Below are 20268 nucleotides of genomic sequence, written 5' to 3'. Positions count from 1 at the left end.
ACACTATTCATTATTCAAAATCATTAAAATCTAAATGTTCCCCTTCCTCTATACTTCTTTTGGCTGTTTTACCTAATACTTCATTATACTTCTCTGCCAAAATTTTACCTGTACCAGGACGCTTCACCCAAATATTTTCTTTTGTGAATTTTTCCCCTTTATTAATCTTGGTTATTGTACAGACCGTGGCAAAGGCGAAATCTATGGTAACTTTCTCCTCTTTTGTAGGTTCTTTCGTACCGCCGCGCATTGACCATATTTCACTACTTCCAATAATTAAATCTTTGCAAGCCCCTTCATCCATACTACAGACAATATCTGGCCCGGTGCGGTCCATACGATCTGTAAAATGTCGTTCTAAAATTGATGCACCTAAGGCCACTGCACCAAGACATGCATTATTATTTAAGGTGTGGTCACTTAAGCCAAATACATGGTTTGGAAAAGCGTTGTGTAACTCCATCATAGCCCCATATCTTACAAGATGAGGAGGTGTTGGATATAGGTTTGTAGTATGTAATAATGCTAGGGGTATATTATAGTTATTAAAAATAGACACTGCCTTTTGAACACTGCTTATAGTATTCATTCCTGTACTTAAAATAACTGGTTTACCAAATTTAGCAATATGTTCTAAAAGGGGATAATTATTGCATTCCCCAGATCCTATTTTATATGCAGGAACATCAAATTTTCTAAGACGTTCTGCAGCGGCCCTCGAAAAGGGTGTCGATATAAAGAGCATGCCCTTTGTCTCAACATAATCCTTTAAATGACGCTCATCCTCTTCATTTAGAGCACAGCGCTCCATGATGTCGTAAATAGAAATATCTGCGTTGCCAGGAATGACCTTTTTAGCCGCTTTACTCATTTCATCCTCTACGATATGGGTTTGGTGTTTCACTACCTCCGCACCTGCCCGAGCTGCGGCATCTACCATAGCTTTAGCCACTTCTAAAGAACCCTCATGGTTAATCCCAATCTCGGCAATTACTAAAGGGGGATAATCAATTCCAATTTTGCGCCCTGCAATGGAAATATATGGATTAGTAGTTTTCATTGTAAGTTTTTAAAATATATTCTGCATATTCAAAATCGTCCTGAGTATCAATATCTATCTGAGCAAATTTATGATTTACAATAAAGGGATAGGATTTTTCATTGAATATTATGTGTTTTTGTATAAGCTCGGTTTTAGTGATATACAACAATCCATTTTCAAAATATAAAGGTTCTAAGTCTTGAGTTCGCTGTCCAATATTATAATTATAAGGTGTGTAACTATTATCAACTATTCTACCCAGTTTTTCGTAGCTTCTAGATACTGTGAATAAGCTCTTTAGATTCATGTTTTTAAAGGTATGCATGGCATCATTCAATAAATGTCTTGGCCTTAAAGGATTAGTGGGCTGCAGTAACACAACAACATCAATGGGTTCATTTATATTTTGAATTGCATGATGAAGTGCTGAATGTGTTGGTGCATCATCACCACATAAATCATCTGGCCTATCAATTACTTTTGCACCATAATCCAACGCTATCGATTTAATGGTTGGACAATCCGTGGATACATAAACCTCATTTATTATATCGCTATTGGCCTGTGCGTATGCAATAGAATGAGCTAATAATGGTTTATCTCCGAAAAGAAGAGTATTTTTATTAGGTAATCTTTTAGAGCCTCCTCTTGCTGGAATAATGGCAGTGGCTTTTTTCATTGAGGCCTCATTTTTTTTTATAGATGATATTAAATAATTTATGCGTAATTCTTTTCTTTAAACTAAACCAATAAGGATTAGGTCGCTTTGGGTTAAAAGATGGCAGACTAAAACTAACATATTGTTCCGGGTCAGCATCTTGGTACTCTTCATTTTTTTTCTGGATGTCGAACATCCATCGCTCAACTTCATTTCCCATATGAAAGGCCTTATTATGATATGTTGATACACGCATCCCACCAGATAAATTTATAGGTAAATCACAGTATTGATATTCTGATTTATTCCCTACCAAAGTTAATGAGGGCTCCAAGGGAACGTTAGAGAAAAATAATTCCCTGCGCATGGTTAAAATCTGATGACCACTCCCAACTATACATTTCACGCCATTACTTTCAATGACCGGCCAACTTGAATTTTTATTTGTTTCTAGTTTCCAATTAAAGCTTTTGAGGTACCTATTATGAGATTGAAAATTACTGGGAATGACCTCATATGTAAACTTAACCTTTTTCATCAAAATCTTCAATAATGTCGATGAAGTTTCATAATCCTGAAATAATTTACAAGGTATGGGAGATACTGAAGCAACATTCTTTATGGTACTAAAAATAGTTTCTGTAGCTTCCTGCCAACCCTTTTCAAACAAAATATCTACATCGGAAATAGTTATCAAAGGCTCTCTACTTGCTCTTGCAGCTCCGATAAGCGCGTCAATCTTGCCAATATTCTTAGCGTGGTGAATAACCGTATCTATTACATTGGCTTGCAGCTTTTCATCTAGATAGTTTTTTATGTCTTCACAACTGCCATTATTAACTATTGTAATGGCACAATTACCATTAATTGTAGACACCGCAGAAGATAGGCATAATTTAAAAACATTGAACATGCTCTTATAGTAGCCTTGGAGTTCAGGAATAAAAACTACAATTATCAGTCTATGTTGACATTCTAATTCAATTTTTTTTGATTCTTTTTGAGGATTCATTCCTATCCGCATACCGACTATTCCGAATTGTTTAAAATCAGGTTAAAAATAGTGTTTTTGTAAAGATTTCTTATGGTGCTTTTCTTATAATCTGCGATGTATTGTTCCCTGTTCTGATTAGCTATTTCCTCAATTTCAGATGATGTCAGCGACTTTATCCGTGTAATGACATCCAACAGACTTTTGGGATTACCAACCTCAAACCAAAATTGATTTAAGGTGTTATGAAGCCTATGTGGCATCGCTCCCACCTTTGTAGATATTATCAATCTTGCAGCAGCCATGGCTTCTAAGCCAACTAGTGGTCCAGCTTCCTCAAAGGAGGGAATTATTATAGCATCGCAAGATTGTATATGTTTTATAACCTTATCTTGTTTTTGATAGCCGAAAAATTCAATAGCCTTTATATCCTGGCAGCTTTCTTGTAATGGCTCACCTAAAGGGCCATCACCGACAATGTTTAGTTTCAAACCAATATCCTTATGGGTTTTTATGACTGAAACAAGCTCTTCGATTCCCTTTTCTTTCGAAAGCCTACCAATATAAAGTAAAGACCTAAATTCCTTAGTAGGTGTTAAATTAAGGAGATCGTCTTCCTTAAAGGTGCATTGGTCGATAATTTCATAATTATAATTTTTGAGAAAAGACAATCGATTTGCATTAGTTTGGGAATGGTGTATAAACAAGGTTATTTTTTCTAACCAATCCTTCTGTTTAGTATCACAATCTAATATGTTACCAGTGGTTCTTAAAACTATAGGTTTGTTTAATTCACTAGCGTATTCTGCAATGTCGTTTAGATAAGCACTTGTTAATTGTGCACAGAAAAAAACCAAGTCTGCTTCGAAAACCAAATTCTTTAAGGTTTTCAGGGCATATGATTTAAAGCCTAATTTCTTCGCGTATGAGTTTGATGCAAATGCACTTAAAGGCCTTTCTTTATTTGACCTTAAATGAGCCAATGTTGCTAGCATCCTGAACCAAGTAGACTTTTTTAATACCTCTGAGTTAAGTGATGACATATAATGTCCTTCTATAAAATCAAATACCTGTGAATTTATCGTATAGTCAATTGTAGAAACAATCTGCAACTCGCAGTCCATTTCTAAAAGAGTTTCAGCAATAAAACCCGTTTCAAGCTCCCTTCCTCCTGCATCACCAATAGGACCAACAATTAAAATCTTGGGGTTCATTTGGAACGTTTAAAGAATGTTAAAAAACTAGAGAATATGAATAGTATAACGGTTGTGAGCTTTCTTAAAAGAGGATATTCTTCAATAGTCATGAGATATCTGCTTCGTTTATCAAAAGCAGTGAACTTATTAAAAATATAGCGATCCTTTTCGTTGTTAAAAACTCTAGGAAAATAAGATTCCAGTACCTGATGACGCTCCTTGTAAACACTATCAAAATTGTCCTTAACCGTTGAAATACCATGAGCGTCAAACACAGTAATCACCTCAGGTATTTTATTATAGGATTCATTGTGTATTCCCAACACCAAAAGAAAGAAAGCCCAATCTGATACAATCCTTAAATCTTCTTGGTATAAGCCATAGGTATCGAAAAGTGTTGATTTTATAAAAGTAGAGGGATGGCTTATGGCATTACCAACCAAGTACGAAAAGGTCAATTGGTCTGGATGTTCCCTTAAACGATATTCCTTCTTATCATCAAAGATGATATTTCCAGATAAAATGGAGTAATCTCCATTGAGGTACGGTATAACGGTGCTTAAGACGTCATCATTTTCAAGCTTGTCACCACTATTGAGAAACAGAAGATAGTTTCCAGAAGCATGTATAATGCCCTTATTCATCGCGTTATAAATACCGGAATCTGCTTCAGAAATATAATTTAATTGCGGATAGTTAAAGGACTTTATTACCTCCAGACTGGTGTCTGATGAGTTACCGTCAATAACCCAATGCTCAAAGGCATTAAAAGATTGCTGCGCCACACTTTGCAGGGTCTTTTGCAAACCTGATGCATTATTTAAATTGACGGTTATGATGGAAAGAACTACTGACATATGCTTTAAACTTTCTTAATCCATAAATTACCTCCCGTATTTTTGAAAGCTAATGGCATTTTAGAGAAAACCGATTTATGATGCTTATGAAGATAATCTGCAAATATTTCAATTTGAAAAGCCTTATTATACATTAAAAAGGACCTCAAAATATAATTCTCATTCCAATTATAGCCTTTAAATACCCATTCTTTAGGATATTCAAACGGATAAAACACATCATGAAAATGAATATAAACATCTTTATTTAAAACCGGAAGCACCTCAAACAAAAGAAAATTAACATCACTCCCGCACTTTGAAACATGCGTACTATCTATAAATAAAATGTCGCCCGCCTTTAATTGTTTAAAAATTTCGATATCTACATCTTGTACTTTTCTTTCTACGATTTTGGAAACGTTGATGTCTTCTTTTCTTAAAATTCCATTTAAACGATTTGGAAATGGTTCGATAAACATAAAATTAATTGAGTTTCCAAAGTAATGCTCGTTTACATCGAGCATAAGTGCGGAGGAAAAACCAGAACCCACTTCAATAATACGCTTTGGTTTTAAATACCTCATTAGGCCATAAAGTATAATACCATCTGTATATAAATAGTATGGGTTTTCAAAATAATATCTAAACGTTGTGTTCTTATCTTTAGGAAAAGGTAATTCTGAATAATAGTCAGATAATCTCGTTAAGAGTTCTATCTGAGCTTCGGTTCTTAAATCCAACCCTTTTATGTAATCGACTTCTACACCCCTCCATATTTGATCTTCTCGCTGCTTTATTTCTTTCAAGTTGGTAACACTAGAATAAAAATGACCGGGTGGAAAGAATGCATTTTCATTGTATCGCTTAGCCTGGGCATATAGTCCTCTTACGTAGGGAAGTTTGTTTAAAATGTTTTTTAAAATTTTCACTATACTAATTTGCCAAATCTATGATTTGCGGTGTTTAGAAATAAATTTCTCAACTTCAAAAAAATAGGTATTCACGTCTTTCATAGCGTTCTCATCAAAATTCCACCAGGCAATCTTTTTTAATTCATTTTGCTGTTTCTCCGTAAACCTCATCCTCTTTATGGAAATAGGATTACCATAGGCAATTGCAAAATCAGGTATATCCTTAGATACTACTGAACCCGCCCCGACAACGGCCCCATCTCCAATTCTTATCCCATCCAAAATAGTGACATTAGCACCAATAAAAACATCATTACCTATTACAATAGGTTTTCTTTCATCATATAAATTTTTTAGAGCCAAGGTACTTCCGTTTTGTTTTGCGGTACTGTAAAAATAAGGGCTAGTGGACAATCCATCTGTTGGGTGTATACCCCAACCGGAAATTAAATTTGGTCCAATAGAACAGAACTTGCCAATTTGGGTTTTAGATATTTGAGAATTAGATGAAATATACGTTCCGTCTCCTATTGAAGATTCCAATATTTTAAATGGAGGCACTATGTTTGTTAATTTCCCGAACTTAGCATTATTCTTAATATTCTGAAAACTTTTAATTGTTACCTGCTTTGACAAAATAGGTTTTAATTCAGGAACCAAGAATCCCAGTAATTTTGAAAAATATTTCCTCACCATCATTTTAAGAGTCTCGCCTTATTAATTCTGTTTTTCGATCAAATTCAAACACATCAAAATTAGAGAATGGATCATAGTTTAGGATGCCTATCCCTAATTTCGAGCCCTCATCTTTTAAGGTTTCGTATTGTTTAAACAGCTCATACTCCCTATAAAGACGTTCTTTTGGTAATCGTTGTTTTTGCTTTTCGTATTCAATCTCTATACCTGCATTTTTTAAATAGTACTCCAAAGATGGTTCAGTGTGGTCATAAAAATGTCTATATGGTTCAATGCATTGCCAATCATGGTTTATACCCAATAATCCTATTAATGGAATCTTACCATAAATAGCAAGTTGTATCGCAACAATAGTTACACTCCACGGTGACATAACCGGTTTGGTAAAATCTACGGGTAAACTACCGCCATATGAATAATAGTACACCTCCCTACCCTTAAAAACAGATTCTGCAACTTCTCTATCCCTTTTCTCTATAAGTATAGGCGTACTTTTTGGTAACACATCTTGGCACCTCCCCCACCAATTCATTAAAACCGCCTTTGTTATGGGTGGATGTGACGCTGCAAAAACATGGATTTTAGGGTTGATGGCATTAATGTCAGGATGTTCAAAAAAATTACCCACAGTAATCACAAAATCGTTGGAAAACGCTGTAAGCTCCAATTTATTAATGGATTCTGCGGATCCCAATATAACGGCTCGTTCATAATTTTTGGCCAAACCAATAAGCTGATAATTCCTCTGATATAATTCATGGGGGTTTTCAACCATTTTTTTTAATTTCTTCTTGACTTTTGCCAAAACATTTTTTGATTGAATAGGTTTCTGTGTTGGGTTGCTTTTTTGTAATTGATCAATTTCTTTAATTAAATAGGAAATTAATTCTGGATAATGATTTGATTCTTGATTTATTCCGTTTTTTGTCTCTTCTTCCACAGCAGAAAAATTACTCAAATCAGTAGTTTTAAAATAGGTTTTAAACAAAAGACTATTGTCCTTTTTAAAATACGATATTAAAAAACGTTCGTCCTCTTCATTGAGTAAATGATAAGATGCATATCTATTTTTTTTAAAATGCTTTTGTAAAAAACTTCTTAAAATTTTCTTTTCCGAAACATTTAATAATGGATTGCAGGATTTGGCAATTTTTATGGCAATATCGTTATATCCAGAATTTAAAACTTCTAGTTCTGAGTCCTTAAACATGTCGATACCACAAAAGTTTGAAAAGGAACTCAAAAGACTTCGTTCCTTAAAAGCTTCTATGTCGTACGGAATAGCAACTACATTATCTGCACCGAATTCATCTTCATATTTACTAAGAAAACCTGTCCACTTTAAATTGTCCAGCCTTGATGGGTCAAGAAAATCTCCTAATGGAATATCCTCACCTTGGTGCACATACTGGGTATAAATGGATTGAATAAATTGATCTTGTCTCCTTAGAACTGCAAAAACTTTTATTCGATCGAAACCAATCAATGCTTGAGAAAGTAATTTAGGTATCTCAGAGACGTTTGAGTATAATGTCTTTGGATTGCCCGATAAATATTCACAACATATAATATAACTATGGATGTTATCTTCCTTTTGTGCGTTAAAAAATGATTTTAAATTTGTAAGAAGGGTCTGGTTATCACCGGAGTATTGCATTAATTTTTGAGCCTCTTCAAAATGGTAAAGGTTGATATATTTAAATCCCGATTTTAAAAGTGTTTTAGTCTTTTTAATTAGATACTGTTGTACCGCGGTAGTACCTGTTTTATGCGTACCAATATGGACATAAACGTTTGTTGTCATAGTTTTACCCAATCTAATTTAGGAATAATTACAGCTTTTCTAAGTTGAGCATTTTTATAAAATCCTGTTTCATTAATCTTAAAACCCAAACAATCTATTCTTTGTATACTTTGACGTTCTGTTTCATTTGAAAAAAACAACCTCACTTTGTAATTGCCCTTATTCAATAGGTAACCATTAATACTAACTGAAAATTTATTGGCGCCTTTACTAAGTTTTAACTCATTAGCGTCACTAATTGAAGAACTTAAGACAACTACATCATTCGTATTGACTATTGCAAAAGATAGGTTATAAATCTGTTCATCCTCTTCAGCCTTAAACACACTAAACGTTATGGTTAGCCCTTCATTAAAATTAAAATAACTTGTAAGTTGATTTTGTGCATTGCTTAATGTTATTTTCTTGACATAGCAATTGCTTTTTATTCTCTCTTCAATATAAGTATCACTGAACTCTTGATTATTTTTTAAGTATAACTCAATGACATTTTCAATATTACCTTCGCCTCCTATTTTTCCATTATTTAAAAGTATACCACGATTACAGAGTCTCGCCATGGATTCCATATTATGGCTTACAAACAATACGGTTCTACCCTCCCCGGCACTGATATCTTGCATTTTACCAATAGCTTTTTTCTGGAATTCCGCATCACCAACCGCTAAAACCTCATCTACTACTAAAATATCAGGCTCTAAATGGGCAGCTACAGCAAAAGCGAGGCGTACGGTCATTCCTGAAGAATAACGTTTGACGGGTGTATCAATAAATCTAGCACACCCGCTAAAATCTATTATTTCTTGCTCCTTTGACCTTATTTCGGCCTTAGTCATTCCGAGTATGGCACCATTGAGATATATATTCTCGCGACCTGTCATTTCAGGATGAAAACCTGTTCCCACTTCTAATAATGAAGCTATACGGCCCTTAGTTTTAATCTCCCCTGTTGTTGGACTAGTCACCTGAGATAAAATCTTTAGCAATGTGGACTTACCTGCCCCATTCTTACCAATAATGCCTAGGACCTCACCTCGCTTTACTTCAAAATTAATATCCTTTAATGCCCATACATAATCACATTCTGCTTTTTTGCTTCTATCATTGGTTTCACCTATCTTTAAATAAGGATCTTGCTTCCCTCTAATACGATGCCACCACCTATTTATATCGTGGCTTAGGGTACCTGTACCAACTAGTCCTAAGCGATATTGCTTACTGATATTCTCGGCCATTAAAATAACGTCAGACATAATTATACCGTATCAATAAATTGCTTTTCAGTTCTATTAAAAATAATTAATCCACACAGAAAAACCAGTACAGCAATGGCACAGGTATAAATGAATTTATCCACTTCAATTGTACCACTATTTAACAGAATAGAACGAAATCCCTCTATAATCTGGGTCATAGGGTTATATTCAACCAATGGAATTACCCATTCTGGAAACTTTAATCTCGCTTCGGATAATGGGTAAGGTACTGCTGATAAATACATAAGTAATTGCACCCCAAATCCTACGACAATAGTTAAATCTCGATATTTGGTGGTCATGGAAGAAATTATCATTCCAAAACCTAAACCCAATAAGGCCATTAGAAGGATATAGAGTGGAAATAACAGAATAGTTGAGTGCAACCTAATATCAGTGCCCTGAACTTTGTAAAATAGGAAAAATCCTATGAAAATAAGCATCTGTATCCCAAATTTTAAAAGGTTTGATATGGTTATGGACATTGGCATGATGACCCTGGGAAAATAGACTTTTCCAAAAATATTTTGGTTTTTTGTAAATGTATTTGATGTACCTGTTAGACATTCCTTAAAGTAGTTCCATGCGGTTATACCAGCTAAGTTGAAGAGAAAGGGAGGAACAGTTCCCGTTTGTATCTGTCCCAAGTTATTGAAAATCAAGGTAAATATAACCGATGTAAACAGTGGCTGAATGACATACCATAAAGGGCCTAAAATAGTCTGCTTATAGAGCGTGATAATATCACGCTTCACAAAAAGCATCAATAAATCCCTGTACCTCCAAATTTCAATAAAGTTGAAGCTAAAGAGGCTTTTTTTTGAAGAAATAGTATACAACCAATTGTCTTCAGCTGTTTTCAAACCCAATAAAATATTTTAGGCTAATATAAGAAATGCTAAAAGGAACATCGCATTTAATCCTGGCTTTTTGGATAAGGGAGTTATTTCAGGCTCACGTATTTTTTACCATGGATTAAAAGTAATTTAGGCCCAAGATCTCTATAACATAAATAGTTTTTTGAACGGCAAGACAGACTAAGCCTAAATCCTCAACGAAATTAAAAAACTTAAATACTGAAGGGTATAAGAGCGATTAGTCTTGTTGAAAAGTCACCTACTATGAATTAAAACAATCCCAAGTAATCTTTAAACCTTCTCTAACGGTATATTGCGGCTTATAACCAAGTAGTTTTTGAGCTTTTGAAATATCAGCTAAAGAATCCCTAACATCTCCTTGCCTTGGTGGGCCATATACTGCTTTGAGTTCAGAATTTGCGGCTTTCTGTAAAGAGTCCCATAAATAGTTTACAGATATTCGTTCTCCACAAGCCACATTAAATACTTGATTTTTTGCATCTTCTGAGGCAAAAAAACCTCGAATATTGGCTTGAACGGCGTTGTCAACAAAAGTAAAGTCCCTTGTTTGTTCGCCATCACCGTTTATTTTTGACGGCTTATTATCCTTTAAAGCCTGCATAAATAATGGGATTACAGCTGCGTAAGCACCGTTTGGACTTTGTTTAGGACCAAAAACATTAAAATATCTCAGTCCAATAACATCCGTGTCATAGGTTTTACCAAAAACATCAGCATACAGCTCATTAACATATTTGGTAACTGCATATGGCGATAATGGCCTTCCTATAGTATCTTCGATTTTGGGCAGCGACTTACTATCCCCATACGTAGAACTTGATGCCGCATAGACCATACGTTTTACAGTTGTACTGTCCTTTAAGGCAATCATCATATTTAAAAAGCCGGATATGTTAACCGCATTGGTGGTTGCTGGGTCATTAATAGACCTTGGCACAGAACCTAAGGCGGCTTGATGGGATACATAATCAATATTTTCCATCGCAGTTTTGCAAGTTTCCAAGTCCCTTATGTCGCCTTCTAGAAGCTCAAACGATGGATTATCCATAAATTCGGTTAAATTCTCACGATAGCCATTGGAAAAATTATCTAAAACCCTCACCTTTTGAGCGCCATATTTGAGAAGATATTCTACTATATTAGAACCTATAAAACCTCCACCTCCGGTCACTAAAAAACGCAGCTGTGAAAGGTCTTGGCTATGGTAAGGATTAGAGTACATGAGCAAAAAGTTTAAGGACTGATTATAAACGGGCGTCTACCGTATTAAAAGGCAATAGTGATTTTACGTCGAAGACTACACTAGATTCAGCTTTTAGTTGATTCAAATTAATATTCAAAAATTGATTATGGGACACAGCCAATATAATCGCGTTATAGTCTGATTTTAGCTCGTCCAAATTCGTAATTAAATCTAGCCCATATTCATGCTGAACCTCTTCTTTAGATGCCCATGGATCATAGACATCCACATTAACATGATACGACTTCAATTCCCTAACAATATCTATAACCCTTGAATTTCTTATATCGGGGCAATTTTCCTTAAAGGTAATTCCCAAAACCAAAGCCTTAGATCCCTTTATGGTAGCACCATTGTTTATCATCATTTTAACCGTTTCCGTTGCTACATAACCACCCATACTATCATTCATTTTCCGACCAGCTAAAATAATTTCTGGATTATAGCCAGATTCAATAGCCTTTTGCGCCAAGTAATAAGGATCTACCCCAATGCAATGACCACCAACCAACCCTGGTGAAAATTTTAAAAAATTCCATTTAGTACCAGCGGCTTCAAGAACTGCTTTGGTATCTATATCCAACAGTCTAAATATTTTAGACAGCTCATTAACAAAAGCGATATTAATATCACGTTGTGAATTTTCGATAACCTTAGCAGCCTCCGCTACCTTGATGGATGGTGCCAAATGCGTACCAGCTGTTATAACGGTTTTATAAAGTTCATTTATTTTATTAGCTATTTCTGGTGTTGAGCCTGAAGTAACCTTTAGTATTTTAGTAACCGTATGTTTTTTATCTCCTGGATTAATTCGCTCTGGTGAATACCCAGCATAAAAATCCTTATTGTATATTAATCCTGAGGCTTTTTCTACTACAGGAATACAAATTTCTTCAGTGGCACCGGGATAAACAGTAGATTCATAAATAACGATATCACCATTACCCAAAACTTGTCCAACAGTCTCGCTAGCTTTAATCAGTGGTGTGAAAACGGGCTTATTTAAAGCATCAGTAGGTGTTGGGACAGTAACAATGTAAATATTGCATTGCGTTAGAGTGTCTATATTATCGGTAATGTATAAGCCTCTTGTAGCGTTAGAATCAAAAGTTAAAACCGATTTTAAATGGTCATTTTCGACTTCTAAGGTTTTATCAATTCCAGAATTTAATTCATTAATACGATTTTTATTGATATCAAAGCCAACGACAAAGAATTTCTTGGCAAACTCAACAGCTAGGGGCAAACCGACATAACCTAATCCGATAATCGCAATTCTGTCTTTTGAATGTGTCATTTGTTTAAAGTAGATTTTAAAATGCAGGTCAAATCTAAGTAAAAACTGTAATTCTCAACGTAGTTTCTATTGATTTTCACTTTATCTACCCAAATTATCGTTCTATTGTAATGCTCGGGGTCCTTTTGTCGTTCTAACACACGTTCTTCGTCTCTATATTTTAAAGTTGCCGGACCGGTAATCCCTGGTTTTACCAGTAAAATAATTCTATCCGCCCCTTCTAATACATCTGCGAAACCTTCAATGTCAGGCCGAGGGCCTACAAATCCCATATCTCCCTTCAATACATTAAATAATTGTGGTAATTCATCTAATTTGGTCTGTCTAAGACATCTCCCAAGCCTAGTAGCGCTCTTATCTAGGTGACCCAATCTGTGGGTTTCTTCTCTTAAGGTCCTTATTTTATATATCTTGAACAACTTGGCATGCTGCCCTACACGGACTTGTGAAAACAAGCCAAATTTTCGGGTATCTATAGTAGCTACTATAATAAGTAGCACTATAGGAACAAAGAGTATTGGCAATATTAAAATTACCAAAATCAAATCGAAAATACGCTTGATTCTTAACTGGTCCTTAGTTATCAAATTCTATGGTTTAGACTGTTTTAAAAACGCCTGAAGAATTGTTTGATTTTATTGAGTAGAGGTTGCTTGTCTCTTTCATGATAGGTGTTACCATAAACACCGTAACCATAGCCGTAACCATAGCCATAACCATAGCCATAATTGTTGTTACTTTTGTGTTTATAATAGTTGAGCACATATCGTATATTCTTCAATTCTCCATTACGGTATTTTGCGTTCACAAGTTGTAACATACCTTTTTTGGTATAATTTAAACGCACCATATAAATTGTTGCATCAGCGTACTGCACCAGCTCCAGCGCATCCGTTACTAACCCAAGGGGTGGTGTATCTAAAATAATAATGTCATATTCCTCTTTCAGACGAGCCATGAGATTCTTTAACTCTGAACTCATTAGAAGTTCTGATGGGTTTGGTGGAACAGGTCCCGAAGTCACTAAGTCTAAATTTTCAATATGTGTCTTCAGTCTCACATCATCAAAAGTACTCTCTCCTATGAGATAATTAACAATACCTTTATCATTGGAGATACTGAAATCGTCAAATATTTTTGGCTTTCGTAGGTCTAAACCTAATAATATAGTCTTTTTACCCGACAGCGCATATACTGTAGCTATATTAATAGATGTGAATGTTTTTCCCTCACCGCTGACAGAAGACGTCACCAATAAGGTATTTGACTGCGCATCCGATGACTTATTCTTAAAGATAAATTGCAAACTAGACCTTATGGCCCTAAAGGACTCAGCTACTGCTGACTTTGGCTTTTCATAGGCCACGAGATTGTTTTTGTAACGGTACTTACCGATTAAGCCCAAGATTGGAATTTTAGATAATTTCATGACTTCTTCTGAGCCATGAATATTATTGTCTAAAAGATAAATGACAAAAATCAAGAACATAGGCGTAAAGAACCCTATCATTAGGGCAAGCATATAATTGAGAGACTTTTTTGGCCCTATTGGTGCATCACCAATATCCTTAGCCTCATCAATAACCGTAATATCAGAAACATTAGCTGCCTTTACAATGGCGGCCTCACCGCGTTTTGCTTGGTAAATGTCATAGGCCTCCCTGCTTATATCCAATTTTCGCTGAATTTTCAGATATTCTTGCTGTTCACTGGGCAAATCAATTAATTCAGATTCTAACTTGGCTATTTTTTGATTTATGGTATTTAACTGAACACCGATGGTTTCCTTTGTTATGCTTATAGTCTCAAGTAAGACATTTTTTTCTGTATCTATTCGCCTATCAATTTCATCAAACAGTATAGATCCTTTCTTGGTGGAATACTCTAAGTTTTTCCGTTCAATGGATAATCCAATTATTTTACTAACACTGTTTAAGATATTAACTTCTTCTATTCCTACCGAAGTTGGCGCAGCTATTTGAGAATAGTCAGTTTTTGTTCTTAAATAGTTCTCAAGATTGTTAAGGTAGTTTAACTTCGATTGTTCAACCAGTTTTTGCTGGTCATAATCTTTAAGACGCTCGGAGATTTGTGTAATTTCCTCTTCTACGTTAAACACTTTGTTAGCCTTCCTGAAGTTATTCATTTCATCAGTTACGGCTTTTAAACTGGTGTTAACAGCACCCAGACTACTGTCTATAAATCTTATGGTATTACTAGCGTAAAGATTTTTACGTTCAAGTTCCGTTTTACTTAGTATCGCCGATGTTGCATTTAGAAAATCAACAATTTTAGATTTGTTTTTACCAATTAAAGACAATTTTAATACTGAAGATGCGTCTTTTGAAGCGGGTTCAATATTAATGGCATTTTTATAATTATTAGCTACCGAATCAAAATTCAGATATCGCACAAAGTAAACATTACCTTCCTTAAAACTAGCCTTTGGTTTTAGATAAATAACCCCGTTAAAAAAAGGTAGATTAATGACCTCACCAAACCTAAATCTTCTATTAAGTGACTGGGGTTTCAGTGGAAGTGTTACCTTATCCTTAGAGTCGTAATATTGACAAATCCCAGTGGTCTCCTCAAATTCATAAAAAAGCTCGAAGCTTTCTCTATCAATAAGTTTTATGCCAATAACCTTATTTAAAAGCTGTGGCCTAGACTTATCAGTCACGAGGTCAAATGGGGCTTCTTTGTAAATGTCAATTAAATGATACTTACCCTCAACTAAATACTCCTTAAAATATTCCAAGGAATCAACTACGAGCTCGTTATGAGTTCTTGTTTTAACCTCTGTAATAATGCTTCCAACTTTACCCGATACACCTCCCCAATTAAAAGATATACTTGTATTAGCCGTAAAAAAAGGATTTTGATCGTTGTTAATGGTGATTAAAGAATCTAAACGATAGATATTCTGTTTTCGCACATTAATGAAGTAGGCCACAATAAGGGCCGCCCCAACAGAGAGCAATACCAATTTCCAATGGTTCAGAGCCTTAAATAAAAAACCTTTAAAATCGAAACCGACGTGTTGCGCATCTGAATTATCGTAGTCACTGTAATCGTTATAATCCATATCTACCTAGTGGAAAGAATTACTATAGAAGTTACCAGCGCTGCTAAACTAGCAAGCGTAGAAATCGTTGATACTAAGGTTTCGCCAGTACCAAGAGACTTCTGCTTAAGTGGCTCAACATAAATGATATCATTCGGTTGAATATAATAATACGGCGATTTCATAACATTGATGTCAGTCAAATCTAATCGATGTATTTTTTGGCCTTGCGGGTACTGTCTTATAACCGCCACGTTTTTTTTATTTCCTGTGAGTGGAATTTCTCCAACATTAGCAATCGCCTCAAAAATATTGACCCGCTCCTTAAATAGTGTAACCGAACCTGGATTTTGAACTTCGCCATTAACCGTAAATCGCAAGCCAGCCAATTTAACCGTAATAAAGATGTTTGCCGTTTCCTTAAACTGCTCTTCCAATAACTTCTGCTCAATCATTTTCTCAATTTCTTGCGCTGTGAAACCTAGGACATTAAAACGACCAAGGGTTGGAATTCGTATATTACCGTGAACGTCTACAGTAAAACCATCAAAATACGCACGTTCTGCGCTACTCGCATTTAAGTTACCTTCACCAATAGGGTTAAATATCTGAACATTGTCTTGATCAAGTACTTTTATTCTAATATTCAAAATGTCGTCTATTTGAACTCTATACGGTTTTTGAACCTCGGATAAATTGTTAGGAATAGTGTCATTTAGAGCCGCTTCCTTATTTTGTAAATACACAATGTCCTTGTGGGGAATACATGAAGAAAACGCAATAAACGCGAATAAGAATAATCCTAATATAATGCGCCTCATGAAAAGATTACGATGTTTCAAGACAAATATAACGCATCAAAATCAATAACAAAATAATTGGTATTCTTTTTGGTTAATTGCGTTCTTTGTAAAAAAAATAATTTGAACTACTTAAATGCTGAACATATTTCCAAATCCTATGGCGAATTGGTGCTTTTTGAAAACCTATCCTTTAGTATACATAAGGACCAAAAAATTGCATTAATTGCCAAAAACGGCAGTGGAAAAACCTCTATTTTAAAAATCCTATCTGGAAAAGAGACCCCAGACTCGGGGCAAATTGTTATACGAAATGGGTTACGACTATCTTTTCTAGACCAAGAACCAGATTTAAATCCCAAATTAAGTGTTGAAGACACCATATTTGATACAGATATCCCCATTATTAAAACAATTGAAAATTACGAAAAAGCCCTTAAAAATCCGGAAGATGCTGAAGCCTACCAATTAGCCTTTGAGGCTATGGATAGAGAAAATGCTTGGGAATTTGAAACACAATACCAACAAATTTTATCACAACTCAAATTAAATGATTTAGAGGCAAAAGTTTCAACGCTTTCCGGTGGTCAAAAAAAACGATTGGCACTTGCACAAGTGCTGTTAAGCCAACCTGATATTCTCATTTTGGACGAGCCCACCAATCACTTAGATTTAGAAATGATCGAATGGTTAGAGGATTACTTCTCTAAGACCCAACAAACCTTATTTATGGTCACACACGATCGTTATTTTCTTGAGCGAGTTTGCAATGAAATCCTTGAACTAGATCATGGTAAAATCTATACTTACAAGGGGAACTATTCTTATTATCTGGAAAAAAAGGAAGCTAGAATTGCCAACAAAGCCTTAGAAGTAAATAAGGCAAAACAGCTTTACAATAAAGAATTAGAATGGATGCGTCGGCAACCCAAAGCCAGAACCACCAAATCGAAAAGTAGAATTGACGATTTCTTTGAAATAAAATCGAGAGCACATCAAAGACGCAAAGACTATCAAGTAGAGTTAGAACTAAATATGGAACGCCTTGGCAGTAAAATAATTGAATTCCACAATGTGTCTAAAGCGTTTGAGGACAATATTATTTTAGACGGGTTTGATTATACTTTTAGAAAAGGCGAACGTATAGGAATCATAGGTAAAAACGGCACTGGTAAGTCCACATTTTTAAACCTTCTGACCCAAAGGTTGCAACCTGACGGTGGCAAAATCGTTATTGGTGATACGGTTAAAATTGGCTACTATACACAAGACGGAATTACAGTAAAACCAGAACAAAAAGTAATTGATATCATTAAAGAATTTGGAGATTACATCCCCTTAGCAAAAGGGAGGCAGATTAGTGCCCAACAGCTTTTGGAACGCTTCCTTTTTGACAGGAAAAAACAATATGATTTTGTTGAGAAACTAAGTGGTGGAGAACTAAAACGTCTTTATCTATGTACAGTTTTAATTCAAAATCCTAATGTCTTAATACTCGATGAACCAACAAATGACCTAGACATAGTTACCTTAAATGTCCTTGAGAGCTTTTTAATGGATTTTCCGGGTGTCCTCCTAGTGGTCTCACACGACCGTTATTTTATGGATAAAATTGTTGATCATTTATTTGTGTTTAGAGGTAATGCGGAAATAGAAGACTTTCCAGGAAATTATTCAGATTTTAGAGCATACGACTCAAGCCAAACAAAAACCGAAGACACCGTCAATGAATCAACTTCAGAAACCGTTTTAAAAGAAAATGCAGCTCAAAAGCTTTCCTATAATGAACAAAAGGAGTACAAAAATTTAGAATCTAAGATAAGGGCCTTAGAACTCGATAAAAATGCCTTAGAAGAGAAGTTTAAAAATCCTGAGCTGTCTCAAGATGACATCAACAACCTCTCTTCTGAGCTTCAAAAAATCATGGACCAAATTGAAGAGAAGGAATTGCGCTGGTTTGAATTGGCGGAAAAACTGGAACAACCTTGATATACCAGATTATTGCCTATATAAAATTTTTAGTTCGCTCTACCAACCAACACGGTGTTCACTCACCATTTGTATTTAATTTTGTAACACGCTGTTTGTATGATGCCAAAAATTACGATGCATATGGCTCTATTTATGCTTATAGAAAAGCCTTACTAGCCAGTAACGAAGAGTTTGAGGTTACAGATTTTGGTTCAGGCTCGCGGGTTTTTAAATCTCAAAAACGATTAGTAAAAAAGATAGTCAAACACTCAGGCACATCCTTAAAACGCAGTAAATTGTTCTACAGGTTAATTTCCTATTTTCACCCTGAAACAGTTTTAGAATTGGGCACATCTCTAGGGATTGTTGCGCATGCTATGGCCTGTGCAAATACACAAACCAAAATCATTAGTATAGAAGGCTGCCCAAATGTAGCTTCTATAGCCAAGAAGCAATTAAAAAAATTCAATATTGAAAATGCAGATGTTCAAGTAGGCACTTTCAAAGACCGTATTCCAAAACTAAATCAAAACACCTTTGACCTTGTTTTTTTTGATGGTCATCACGACAAACAAGCAACCATAGACTATTTTAATTTACTCCTGCCTAAGGCGAATAATGAGTCGGTCTTTGTCTTTGACGACATTTATTGGTCTAAAGGTATGACAGACGCCTGGGAGCACATTAAAATCCACGAGAATGTTACCGTTAGCATAGATTGTTTTCACTTGGGGTTTGTGTTTTTTAGAAAGGAACAGACCAAAGAACATTTTAAAATAAGACTGTAACAAGCTCATAACTTTAACGACCTATTAACTATAAAAACCAGTATATTGCAAGGCATAAAATTGCAATCAGACCTATAAATTATGAGTGACAACGTCATTGAAATTAGAAACATCGTAAGGGATTTCAAATTAGGCCAAGAAACTGTGCACGTACTTAAAGGTATTGATCTTGATATCAAGAAAGGTGAGTATGTTGCCATAATGGGATCCTCTGGTTCTGGAAAATCAACTTTAATGAATATTCTAGGCTGTCTAGATACACCTACCTCTGGAAGCTATGTTTTAAACGGTAAGGATGTTAGTCAAATGACTGATGATGAACTTGCGGATATAAGAAACACAGAAATTGGTTTTGTGTTTCAAACCTTCAATCTTCTCCCCAGAACGACGGCTCTCGATAATGTGGCATTACCCATGATTTATGCAGGTGCTTCAAAAAGCGAACGCGAGGAAAGAGCTTCAAAAGTTCTTACTGATGTTGGGCTGGCAGACCGTATGGACCACAAACCTAATCAACTATCAGGTGGTCAGAGACAACGGGTGGCTGTGGGCCGTGCCTTGGTGAATAAACCTTCTATAATTCTTGCAGATGAACCAACGGGAAATTTGGACTCGAAGACTTCAACCGAAATTATGCAATTATTTGACGAAATTCATGCCAATGGAAATACAGTTATCATGGTGACCCACGAAGAAGATATAGCAGCACATGCGAAACGTATTATTCGGCTTCATGACGGCATGGTATCTAGTGATACAGCTTCAAATTAGTGGCCTTAATGGATTCTTAATGTATCGCTATTCAAACTTAACATTAGTGAACCTTCATGTTTA

General features: G+C 35.3%; 18 protein-coding genes. 3 read left to right on the top strand and 15 right to left on the bottom strand.

Annotated elements, in window-relative coordinates:
* Positions 1–10 precede the first annotated feature (10 nt).
* The 15 genes from CA834_RS11580 to CA834_RS11510 form a co-directional block, all read right to left on the bottom strand.
* Positions 11–1060, bottom strand: a complete 1050-nt coding sequence (locus CA834_RS11580) for an N-acetylneuraminate synthase family protein (RefSeq protein WP_094968879.1) — start codon at positions 1058–1060, stop codon at positions 11–13.
* Positions 1047–1721 carry an acylneuraminate cytidylyltransferase family protein gene (locus tag CA834_RS11575; protein WP_094968878.1) on the bottom strand — a complete coding sequence of 225 codons (675 nt, stop codon included), beginning with the start codon at positions 1719–1721 and terminating at the stop codon, positions 1047–1049. The genes CA834_RS11580 and CA834_RS11575 overlap by 14 nt, the downstream gene beginning before the upstream one ends.
* 7 nt (positions 1722–1728) lie before the next feature.
* Positions 1729–2712, bottom strand: coding sequence for a glycosyltransferase (locus tag CA834_RS11570; protein ID WP_094968877.1), 984 nt, complete (start codon positions 2710–2712; stop codon positions 1729–1731).
* A gap of 17 nt (positions 2713–2729) precedes the next feature.
* Positions 2730–3905: a glycosyltransferase family 4 protein gene (locus CA834_RS11565; protein ID WP_094968876.1), complete on the bottom strand. Its 1176-nt coding sequence runs from the start codon at positions 3903–3905 to the stop codon at positions 2730–2732.
* On the bottom strand, positions 3902–4744 hold the full coding sequence (locus CA834_RS11560) for a glycosyltransferase family 2 protein (protein WP_094968875.1): 843 nt from the start codon (positions 4742–4744) through the stop codon (positions 3902–3904). The genes CA834_RS11565 and CA834_RS11560 overlap by 4 nt, the downstream gene beginning before the upstream one ends.
* Positions 4745–4749: 5 nt before the next feature.
* Positions 4750–5655 (bottom strand): class I SAM-dependent methyltransferase, encoded by a 906-nt coding sequence (locus CA834_RS11555; RefSeq protein ID WP_240507581.1) that lies wholly within the window; start codon positions 5653–5655, stop codon positions 4750–4752.
* An 18-nt stretch (positions 5656–5673) separates the two neighbouring features.
* Positions 5674–6336, bottom strand: coding sequence for a CatB-related O-acetyltransferase (locus tag CA834_RS14810; protein WP_317042084.1), 663 nt, complete (start codon positions 6334–6336; stop codon positions 5674–5676).
* Between the two features lies 1 nt (position 6337).
* The gene (locus tag CA834_RS11545) at positions 6338–8137 is read right to left on the bottom strand and encodes a hypothetical protein (RefSeq protein ID WP_094968873.1); all 1800 of its coding nucleotides are present in this window, start codon (positions 8135–8137) and stop codon (positions 6338–6340) included.
* On the bottom strand, positions 8134–9390 hold the full coding sequence (locus tag CA834_RS11540) for an ABC transporter ATP-binding protein (protein WP_094968872.1): 1257 nt from the start codon (positions 9388–9390) through the stop codon (positions 8134–8136). The genes CA834_RS11545 and CA834_RS11540 overlap by 4 nt, the downstream gene beginning before the upstream one ends.
* A gap of 2 nt (positions 9391–9392) precedes the next feature.
* The gene (locus tag CA834_RS11535; RefSeq protein WP_240507580.1) at positions 9393–10256 is read right to left on the bottom strand and encodes an ABC transporter permease; all 864 of its coding nucleotides are present in this window, start codon (positions 10254–10256) and stop codon (positions 9393–9395) included.
* A 256-nt stretch (positions 10257–10512) separates the two neighbouring features.
* Positions 10513–11493: an SDR family oxidoreductase gene (locus CA834_RS11530; protein WP_094968871.1), complete on the bottom strand. Its 981-nt coding sequence runs from the start codon at positions 11491–11493 to the stop codon at positions 10513–10515.
* Between the two features lie 22 nt (positions 11494–11515).
* Positions 11516–12811: a nucleotide sugar dehydrogenase gene (locus CA834_RS11525; protein ID WP_094968870.1), complete on the bottom strand. Its 1296-nt coding sequence runs from the start codon at positions 12809–12811 to the stop codon at positions 11516–11518.
* Positions 12808–13398 carry a sugar transferase gene (locus CA834_RS11520; RefSeq protein ID WP_094968869.1) on the bottom strand — a complete coding sequence of 197 codons (591 nt, stop codon included), beginning with the start codon at positions 13396–13398 and terminating at the stop codon, positions 12808–12810. The genes CA834_RS11525 and CA834_RS11520 overlap by 4 nt, the downstream gene beginning before the upstream one ends.
* A 20-nt stretch (positions 13399–13418) precedes the next feature.
* On the bottom strand, positions 13419–15896 hold the full coding sequence (locus CA834_RS11515) for a GumC family protein (RefSeq protein WP_094968868.1): 2478 nt from the start codon (positions 15894–15896) through the stop codon (positions 13419–13421).
* Positions 15897–15898: 2 nt separating this feature from the next.
* Entirely contained in the window at positions 15899–16696 is a 798-nt protein-coding gene (locus CA834_RS11510) for a polysaccharide biosynthesis/export family protein (RefSeq protein ID WP_094968867.1), read from the bottom strand.
* 102 nt (positions 16697–16798) lie between these two features.
* Here CA834_RS11510 and CA834_RS11505 point away from each other — a divergent pair, with 102 nt between their 5' ends.
* The 3 genes from CA834_RS11505 (at position 16799) to CA834_RS11495 (ending at position 20205) form a co-directional block, all read left to right on the top strand.
* Positions 16799–18664 (top strand): ABC-F family ATP-binding cassette domain-containing protein, encoded by a 1866-nt coding sequence (locus CA834_RS11505; RefSeq protein ID WP_094968866.1) that lies wholly within the window; start codon positions 16799–16801, stop codon positions 18662–18664.
* Positions 18661–19434, top strand: a complete 774-nt coding sequence (locus CA834_RS11500; RefSeq protein ID WP_094968865.1) for an O-methyltransferase — start codon at positions 18661–18663, stop codon at positions 19432–19434. The genes CA834_RS11505 and CA834_RS11500 overlap by 4 nt, the downstream gene beginning before the upstream one ends.
* A gap of 81 nt (positions 19435–19515) precedes the next feature.
* Entirely contained in the window at positions 19516–20205 is a 690-nt protein-coding gene (locus CA834_RS11495) for an ABC transporter ATP-binding protein (protein WP_094968864.1), read from the top strand.
* Positions 20206–20268: the final 63 nt, after the last annotated feature.

The organism is Winogradskyella aurantia (assembly GCF_002266855.1).
Taxonomy (GTDB): Bacteria; Bacteroidota; Bacteroidia; order Flavobacteriales; family Flavobacteriaceae; genus Winogradskyella; species Winogradskyella aurantia.
The sequence above is the reverse complement of the archived record's forward strand: the minus strand, read 5'-3'. Positions and strand labels throughout refer to the sequence as shown.